Annotated in this window: 1 protein-coding gene; it reads left to right on the forward strand. The window is 63.0% G+C overall.

Annotation, left to right across the window (positions count from 1 at the left end):
* Positions 1 to 425: 425 nt before the first annotated feature.
* The coding region (locus tag AC1DS3_RS39125; RefSeq protein ID WP_477129426.1) for a patatin-like phospholipase family protein at positions 426 to 849 on the forward strand (424 nt) is incomplete at its 3' end.

Genomic DNA, 849 nt, shown 5'->3' on the forward strand with positions numbered 1-849 from the left:
CATTCAACTCGAATACACCCATCCCGACTGTCGCGGCTCCGATAACTTGGAGGAGATTGAATATGACCGCTAGCGGCGTGGCACCAAGGGAACCAACCAAGGTCGGTCAAGTTAGCATTCAGTACCTGATCGACTTCGTCCGCCCCCCAACTTTCTCCCGAAGCTGCTCAGGCGCCATCTGCGGGTCGTGCAGCCTCCATGGAGATGCCGTAATATTCAGAGGGACCCGGACACACCGGATCCTGGCGGCAACCAAACTCGCCCCTCCCTTCCTGCGGGCCGCCACCACGCCGAGCACGTTCTGACCTAGTCCAATGTGGAAGTTTCGACATGACCATACTCTTCGCCGCAAGAGCAGCATGCCTTGGCGAATGGGCGGGGCAGCGAGAGAGCGACACGCCTGCGGCGGGGCCTACCGCACTCTGATGCTGCTTCTACTCGTGGGGCTCAGTGCCTGCGGGTCGCTTCCTCACAATGCTCCGCGCAATCTGCCTCAGGCCGCGGCTGGCAGCGCATCCGCGGCCATGCGCGAACCCACGGACGTCGGCGGCCAGACAACCGTCGCCATGTCGTTCTCCGGCGGTGGCACGCGAGCCGCAGCCTTCGCCTTCGGCGCGCTGCAGGGGCTCGACGCCATGAGAGGTACCGGGGGCGCGTCCCTGCTCGAGGACGTCGCATTCATTAGTAGCGTGTCCGGAGGCTCCATCACCGCTGCGTATTACGGTCTGCACGGCAAGGCCAGCCTTGCGACCTTTCGATCGGTGCTCTTGAAGGACGGAGAGGCGGGACTTCGGTTCAGTCTCTTGAATCCGGTCAACCTTGTGCGCCTCTTCGCGGGGGGTCTTAACG

The organism is Cupriavidus sp. 01L46 (assembly GCF_056399905.1).